The 5,761-nt window shown below is 63.2% G+C and carries 6 protein-coding genes; 2 read left to right on the top strand and 4 right to left on the bottom strand.

Annotated features, from left to right (window positions below):
- The first annotated feature begins 144 nt into the window (after window positions 1–144).
- Entirely contained in the window at window positions 145–1,020 is an 876-nt protein-coding gene (locus ENZ74_RS19350; protein ID WP_024503854.1) for an ATP-binding protein, read from the top strand.
- 39 nt (window positions 1,021–1,059) lie between these two features.
- Here the strand turns inward: ENZ74_RS19350 and ENZ74_RS19355 are convergent, their stop codons facing one another.
- Window positions 1,060–1,878: an AraC family transcriptional regulator gene (locus ENZ74_RS19355; RefSeq protein WP_063170251.1), complete on the bottom strand. Its 819-nt coding sequence runs from the start codon at window positions 1,876–1,878 to the stop codon at window positions 1,060–1,062.
- A gap of 113 nt (window positions 1,879–1,991) precedes the next feature.
- Here ENZ74_RS19355 and ENZ74_RS19360 point away from each other — a divergent pair, with 113 nt between their 5' ends.
- Window positions 1,992–2,882 carry an NAD-dependent epimerase/dehydratase family protein gene (locus ENZ74_RS19360; protein WP_063168115.1) on the top strand — a complete coding sequence of 297 codons (891 nt, stop codon included), beginning with the start codon at window positions 1,992–1,994 and terminating at the stop codon, window positions 2,880–2,882.
- A 132-nt stretch (window positions 2,883–3,014) separates the two neighbouring features.
- On the opposite strand, the gene ENZ74_RS19365 is transcribed toward ENZ74_RS19360, so the two are convergent.
- From ENZ74_RS19365 to ENZ74_RS19375, 3 genes are all read right to left on the bottom strand, one after another.
- A complete protein-coding gene (locus ENZ74_RS19365) occupies window positions 3,015–4,517 on the bottom strand; it encodes a peptidoglycan DD-metalloendopeptidase family protein (RefSeq protein WP_063168116.1) in 1,503 nt (500 codons plus the stop codon).
- 191 nt (window positions 4,518–4,708) lie between these two features.
- A complete protein-coding gene (locus ENZ74_RS19370) occupies window positions 4,709–5,368 on the bottom strand; it encodes a protein-L-isoaspartate(D-aspartate) O-methyltransferase (RefSeq protein ID WP_013531300.1) in 660 nt (219 codons plus the stop codon).
- Window positions 5,365–5,761 (bottom strand): 5'/3'-nucleotidase SurE (locus tag ENZ74_RS19375; RefSeq protein ID WP_281059715.1); only part of this gene is annotated, 397 nt, incomplete at its 5' end. The genes ENZ74_RS19370 and ENZ74_RS19375, both read right to left, overlap by 4 nt.

A 5,761-nucleotide genomic window follows, 5' to 3' on the forward strand; every position in this document is an offset into this window, starting at 1 on the left:
GTGTTAGAGCAGGATCGCAAAAAGCGCGAGCCGGTTTCCGCAAAAAATTATGCTCGAACAAAAGGTTGCAACCGGTTTTGTATCAGGCGAAATCGGGCAGCTTCACGCCCCAAGACATCAAAAACGCGAAAACAAAAGACAGACATGACCGACAGCAGCATTGAGGCCCTGAACCAGAAACTCGACCGGCTGATCGAAGCGGTGAGCCGCCTTGCCCCGCCGCCGGTGCCCCAAACCGACCTCCGCGAGGCTGATTGCTTCGTTTGGCAGGCCGATCCGGGCTATCTGGAACCGGTGCACAGGGTTAACCGCGTCGACATCGGACTGATCCGTGGCGTCGACCGCGTCCGCGACATCCTTGTCGACAACACCGAACGCTTCGCTGCCGGCTACCCGGCCAACAATGTGTTGTTGTGGGGCGCGCGCGGCATGGGCAAATCGTCGCTGGTCAAGGCCGTGCATGCGGAGATCAACGCCAAGGCCAGGTCCGACCTGCCGTTGAAGCTGATCGAGATCCACCGCGAGGACATCGACACGCTGCCGAAGCTGATGGGTCTGCTGAAGGCGGCGCCCTTCCGCTTCATCCTGTTTTGCGACGACCTCTCCTTCGACCATGACGACACCTCCTACAAATCGCTCAAGGCAGCGCTCGAAGGCGGCGTCGAGGGCCGTCCAGCCAATGTCATCTTCTACGCCACCTCGAACCGCCGCCATCTTTTGCCGCGCGACATGATCGACAATGAACGCTCGACCGCGATCAACCCGTCCGAAGCGGTCGAGGAAAAGGTGTCGCTGTCCGACCGCTTCGGGCTGTGGCTCGGTTTCCACAAATGTTCGCAGGACGAGTATCTCGACATGATCGACGGCTATGTCCGCCATCACGGGCTGACAATCGATCCCGACACGCTGCGCGCCGAAGCATTGGAATGGGCGACGACGCGCGGCAGCCGCTCGGGCCGCGTCGCCTGGCAGTTCACCCAGGATTTGGCTGGCCGGCTCGGCAAACCGCTGAAGGACTGATGCGTTGGATAGCGTCGCCAACGCCATCCGATGACAAGATCATTTGGGCGGCTGCGACCGCCGCAAATCACGCGGCGTTTGGCCGATCTCACGCCGCATCCAATGCGCCAGATGTGACTGGTGCGCGAAGCCCGTCAATTCCGCCACCTCGCTTGTGCTGAGATCGCCTTGCTGCAGCAGGACGCGTGCGCGTTCGACGCGACGCCGTAGCACGTAGCGGTGCAGGGTGAAGCCCGTCGCCGCCTTGAACCATGTCCGCAAGTGCGAACTGCTGGCGCCGGCAACCCGGCTCAGTCGATGGATCGATAGGGGTTCGTGCAGCGCAACCTCGATATGCTCCAGCACGCGCTTGAGCTGAGTATCCGACAGCCGGTTCGCGCGATCGATATCAGGTTCACCGAGGCCAAGCAGCCTCACAGCGAGCGCGGCGCCGATGCTGTCGGCAAACAACGACCCGCTCGGCGACTTCGCATTGAGATCGCTCTCCAGTGCTCGCGCGAGGTGTTCGATGCGCTGGTCACGAAGCAGGTGACGTGTGCCGAGCGGCAATGCGCGCGCCTTGCCAAGTTCGGCTGCCACCCTTTCCATCAAGGCCGGTTGTAACGCGATCTCGATCGTGTCGAACGGGGTCTCAGCCTCGAACCCACCCTCCTGACCGGCGGGCACCAGGTCGATATCGCCGGCGCGCCTGACGAAATATCGTCGAACCTCATGGCAGTAGGAGCGCGTCGCGGCACTTGCATGCACCATGATGCGATGGTGTGGCGCCCGGAGCAGACGATGGACCCCGGCTTCGACATGCCGGGAGGCCAATGTTACGTCGGACGGGGATCGGGCCGGGGCGACTTGCGAGAGCATGCTTTCTCGATTCATGGCAAAACCTGTTCAAGACTTGGCAATTCCCGCGCGATTTTCAATGCCGTGGCTATGTACCTACGCCTCTCCATAAAACTTGGATGAGAGGTTATGCCATGAGTTTCTATGTTGTTGTGGGAGCAGGCCCGGTTGGTCGCGAGACCGCGCGGCTTCTGGGCGAAGAAGGCCATGATGTTGTCTTGACGAGCCGGAGTGTCGGTTCGAACGCGCTGCAAAACGTCCGGACCGTGCAGTCCGACGCCACCAATGCCGCGGAACTGGCGCGTATCAGCCGAAACGCCGACGCGATCTTCATGTGCGCCATGGCCGCCTATCACCGCTGGCCGACCGACTTCTTCCCAATCATCGACGGCACCGTGCGGGCTGCCGAAGCGGTCGGCGCGAAGCTTGTGGTGCTCGGAAATCTCTATGGCTATGGCAAAGATGCCGAAAGCCCGCTTCACTCCGACCTGTCTCTGGATCCGACTTCGAAGAAAGGAACCGCCCGGACGATCATGTGGCAGCGGGCGGTCCGTGCGGACGTGCCGGCCGTCGAAGTGCGGTCCAGCGATTATCTTGGACATGGCGCGATCAGCTCTTTCTCACTGGTCGCGCTGCCCTCCATAATCGAAGGGAAACCGACGGCTTTCATCGGAAACCTCGACGCAACTCACGCCTGGTCCTTCACGAAGGACGTGGCCAGGACACTGGTCGCTGCCTCGCGCTACACGGGCGAATGGGGACGGGCGTTCCATGTTCCATCGCAACACGCCCCACCCCGGGAACTCATCCGGGCGACCGCGGCAATGCTTCACCGTGAAATTCCAGGAACACGCTCCTATTCCATCTCCGAAATGGAAGCATTGGGCATGCATGAGCTCATCGAGATGAGCTATCTCTTCGACAAACCCTTGCTGGTCGATTCCTCCGACGCGGAGACGCTTCTCGGCGTCAAGGCCAGCAGCCTTGGCGTCATGATCGCCGACACTCTGCGCGACCATCTTTGAAGCTTGAAGACTGGCGCGTCGCACCGGAACTGAAAAAGCCCGCTCCTTTCGGAACGGGCTGAGCCGGCGGGCCGGACTGGAGGTCAGACGGCCCGCAAATTGCTTTTTTTCTTCTATTCGAAACAGCCCCGACTATTCGAGATAACCGGAGGGATCGACTGGCGCCGAATTCTTGCGCACTTCGAAGTGCAGCTTCGGCGAGTCCGTCGTGCCGCTCATGCCCGACAGCGCGATCTCCTGGCCGCGCTTGACCTTCTGGCCGCGCTGCACCTCGATCGAACTGGCATGGCCGTAGACGGTGACCAGGCCGTTCTCGTGGCGCACCAGCACCGTGTTGCCGAATTCCTTGAGGCCGTCGCCGGCATAGATGACGACACCGTTCTCGGCCGCCTTGACCGGTGTGCCCGTCGGCACGGCGATATCGACGCCGTCCTTGCCCGAGCCGAAACCGGAAATCACGCGGCCGCGCACCGGCCAGCGCATCTTGCCGATGCCGGTGGCGTCTGGCGCGACGGCATCGTCGGCCTCGGCCTGCTGGATGACCTTCGAATCCTTTTTCGGCGGCGTGTAGGACGCCAGCGTTTCAGACGGCGTGGTCTTTGCCGCGGGCTGCGTGGTGGCCGTCGTCACCGGATCGACCTTGGCCGGCTTGGCAGCGGCGACGGTCGCGGTTCCGCCGGCCGGCACCTTCAGGGTCTGGCCGATCTTGAGCAGTCCGTCCTTCATCCCGTTGGCCTGCTTTAGAGCAACGACGCCGACGCCGGTCTTCCTGGCAATCGAAGACATCGTGTCGCCCGACTGGACCGTGTAGGTCCCGGCAGCGCCGGTCGTCTTGGCAACCTGCGGCTTGGGCTCCTTGGGCTGGTTTGCTGCGGCCGACGCGTCGACCTGAGCGGCGGACTTGCCTTCCTTAGGCTTCGGCTGCTGCGGCAGAACGGCGACCTTGTCCGGCGCAGTGGCCGGCAGGTTGTGCTTGCCGTCTTTCGCCGGCTTGGCATCCGCGACCTTCGCCTCGCCTTTGCTGGAATAGGCATAGGCCGGGATGACCAGCTTCTGGCCGGTCTTCAGCCCCTTGGTCGCGCTCAGCCCGTTGACCTTCATGATCACGTCGGACGGCACCTTGTAGCGCTGCGCCAGGCCGCCGATCGTTTCGCCGTCCCTGACGACGATCTCGGTTGCATGCGGAGTGCCGGAAGCAGCCACGCGGGGTTCGTCAGGTTGCGAAACCTTGAAAGGCGACGCCGCCGGAGCGACGGTGCCGGTCGTGGTCCTGTCGACATGCGGTGCCGGGGCCAATGCGGTGCGCACCGGCTTCGATGCCGGCGCCTGCTGCGCTTGGGCAACGGGCGGCGGCAGCGGCCGCGTCGAGACCGGCTCGAGGCTGGAGCGGCTGACCGATTGTGTATGGCTGCCATCGATCGGAGCGGCGGCGACATCGCCCGGATAGGGCTGCTGTACGGCATCCTGCTTGTTGATGATGGCGCGCTGATTGTTGGTCGAGGATGTAAAGACGTCGTCGACGCCATTGAACCGCGAAACCTGGGAACTGCACCCCGCAGCAGCACCCGCGACCATCAGAATGGCGCAGCCTCGCGCCAGATTGCGACCGTTTGTCTTCAAAACACTGAGTTGCATCGCACTAACCCGCACATACCCGGTACAAACTAGGCATGATTAAAGCGCGTTAATGTTACTCGACGGTTAACCTCATGGAATCCGACGCAATTTTTCTTAAAATATTAGAGAGCGAGCCGTGCGAAGATTTCGGGTCAGGTCAGCCGGGGTCGAAGACGGGCGCACGACGCGGCCGAACATCGACATCCGCGCTAGATAACAGCGGCAACACCGCGCAGGATCGGCTGCAGGCGAACGAGGCCGATGTCTTCACGCTCGAAGCGGCTGCCGACCTTGGTCAGCTTGGCCAGCACCTGTTCGCCCTCTTCGGGGCCGATCGGAGCGATGACGATACCGCCGCTCGACAACTGGTCGAGCAGGAAACGCGGCAGGCTGTCGAAGGCAGCCCAGGCGACGATGCGGTCAAATGGCCCTTCATTCGGCAGCCCGCCGGAACCATCGGCGTGGCGCACGATCACATTGCCGATGCCGAGCGCCTCGAAGCGTTGCCGCGCCTGCTCGGCGAGCGTCTTGTAGCGATCGGTGGTGATGACCCGCGCGGCCAGCCGCGACATCACCGCCGAGGTGTAGCCCGAGCCGGTGCCGATCTCGAGCACGCGGTTGCCCTGCTCGATGGTGAGTGCGGCGATCACCGCCGCCTGCATGTCGGCGCCTTCGATCGCCTCGCCGCATTCGATCGGCAGCATGCGGTCCGACCAGGCGATCTGATGGAACTGGGCCGCCAGGAAGCCGCGCCGCGGCGTCGCCTCGAAGGCCGCGATCAGCGCCTTCGGCACAGTCCCCCGGCCGCGCAGACGCAGCAGAAAGGCGGCAAAACCTTCGCGGTCGTCGATCGGGAGGCCCTGGTTCATGCGAGCGCCTTGCTCAGTTGGTCACGGATTTCATGGGCGGTAAGGTCGAGCTGCAGCGGCGTCACCGACACCAGCCGGTTGCGCAAGGCGTAGAGGTCGGTGCCTTGCTTGCCTTCGACCGGCTCGCGGCCGAAACGCAACCAGTAGTAAGGCAGGCCGCGCCCGTCACGGCGCTCGTCGACCCACAGGGAGTGCACGAGCTTGCCCTGCGAGGTGACCACCGTGCCTGCGACTTCCTCGGGCGTGCAGTTGGGAAAATTGACGTTGAGCAGCACGCCGTCCGGCAATGGCGTCGCGACAAGTTTCTTCAGCAGCGCCGGCGCCAGCGCCTCCGTCGTCTCGTAGGGCACGACGCGATCTTCGCCGACATAGCTGTACCCCTGGCTGAGCGCG

This window comes from Mesorhizobium sp. M7A.F.Ca.CA.002.15.2.1 (genome assembly GCF_003998715.1).
Classification (GTDB): domain Bacteria; phylum Pseudomonadota; class Alphaproteobacteria; order Rhizobiales; family Rhizobiaceae; genus Mesorhizobium; species Mesorhizobium ciceri.

Coding starts and splice junctions, on each gene's coding strand:
- ENZ74_RS19370 (WP_013531300.1), bottom strand. CDS start 5,368: ATGAACCAGGGCCTCCCGATCGACGACCGCGAAGGTTTTGCCGCCTTT.
- ENZ74_RS19350 (WP_024503854.1), top strand. CDS start 145: ATGACCGACAGCAGCATTGAGGCCCTGAACCAGAAACTCGACCGGCTG.
- ENZ74_RS19360 (WP_063168115.1), top strand. CDS start 1,992: ATGAGTTTCTATGTTGTTGTGGGAGCAGGCCCGGTTGGTCGCGAGACC.
- ENZ74_RS19365 (WP_063168116.1), bottom strand. CDS start 4,517: ATGCAACTCAGTGTTTTGAAGACAAACGGTCGCAATCTGGCGCGAGGC.
- ENZ74_RS19355 (WP_063170251.1), bottom strand. CDS start 1,878: ATGCTCTCGCAAGTCGCCCCGGCCCGATCCCCGTCCGACGTAACATTG.